Genomic DNA, 1,150 nt, shown 5'->3' with positions numbered 1-1,150 from the left:
CGGCACGCCTGAGCCCTCTAGATAGCAACGGGCGACCCGATACTCGGCATCGACAAGACCCGCGCGTGCCGCGACCGCCAAGTGCTGAAAGGCTTCTGCCGGCTTGTCGCTGAGCTGGATTGCCCGGCGCAACGCAACTGCGGGGAAGGCGCGATCAGTCAGCTGATTCAGGATTGCCATCGATGCGGCCCCTCCGTAGTCCAACCAACTGCCCTACGGTTCCCGCATGGCTTCCTGGCCGATCGGGAGCATCACGCCAAGAATGTATTTGAGCACAGTGCGCCGACCGACTTTCACATCTGCCGTCACCGGCATGCCGGGGCTGACCACGAACCCGGTGGGCACGTCGTGCAACGCGACCTGATCGATGGAAATCCGCGTACGATAGAACGGCTCAGCATCAGAAGGCAGCATGGCCCGAGAGCTGTTCTGATCGCGCACCTGGTCTCGTGCCGAGAAGGAATCAGGGCTGAGCGCTCGTACGGTGCCGTGGGCGAGGCCGTATTGCGAATAGGGAAAGGTGTCGAACTTGATGACCACTGGGTCGCCGACATGAACGAAGCCGCTGCTCCGGCCGACGATGTTTGTCTCGATCTCGAGAGGCGCGTTGACCGGCACCAGAGTGATCAAGCGCTCACCAGACTGCAGAACCGCCCCAACCGAAACCTTCGCCACCGACTGGACGATAGCGTCGGCTTCGCTCCGCAGTTCGACCAACTGCTTGCGCAGCTTCGCCTTGTTGAGGAGTTCGCGGGCGTCGGACAATCGCGAGTTCGCCTCCGACAGGCTCTGTGAGACTTCCGCTCGCCAACTCTGAATGTATCCGTTGCGGTCGGCGGCCGTCCCCCCCTGCTGGCGTTTGGCGGCTTCTGTTGTTTGCTCGGCATTGCTGAGTGAGCGGGACATTTCCGCCCAGTTGTCCTCGGCGAGGAGCGTATTGAGGCGACTACCCACCTGTCTTGCTTCCAGCTGTTTTCGCATCTGTTCGATCGAGGCCGCGACCTTGAGCCGCTGGCGGTAGCCTTCCGCATCAGATTGTGATCGCGAGATCACGGAACTGAGTTCGTCAAGCTGTCGGTCAAAACTATCGAGCTTGGAGTCATAGACTGCCTTACGGCGCTCGAAGATGGACGCCTGCAGGGTCCAGGAT

Annotated in this window: 1 protein-coding gene and 1 pseudogene; both read right to left on the bottom strand. The window is 61.1% G+C overall.

What is annotated here, in order from left to right:
- A pseudogene (locus EOA36_RS37885) lies at positions 1–180 on the bottom strand (hypothetical protein); the annotation flags it as partial.
- Between the two features lie 33 nt (positions 181–213).
- On the bottom strand, positions 214–1,150 hold a 937-nt coding region (locus EOA36_RS35810), incomplete at its 5' end, for an HlyD family type I secretion periplasmic adaptor subunit (RefSeq protein ID WP_127281269.1).

The sequence above is a fragment of the Mesorhizobium sp. M8A.F.Ca.ET.021.01.1.1 genome (assembly GCF_003998025.1).
Taxonomy (GTDB): Bacteria; Pseudomonadota; Alphaproteobacteria; order Rhizobiales; family Rhizobiaceae; genus Mesorhizobium.
The sequence above is the reverse complement of the archived record's forward strand: the minus strand, read 5'-3'. Positions and strand labels throughout refer to the sequence as shown.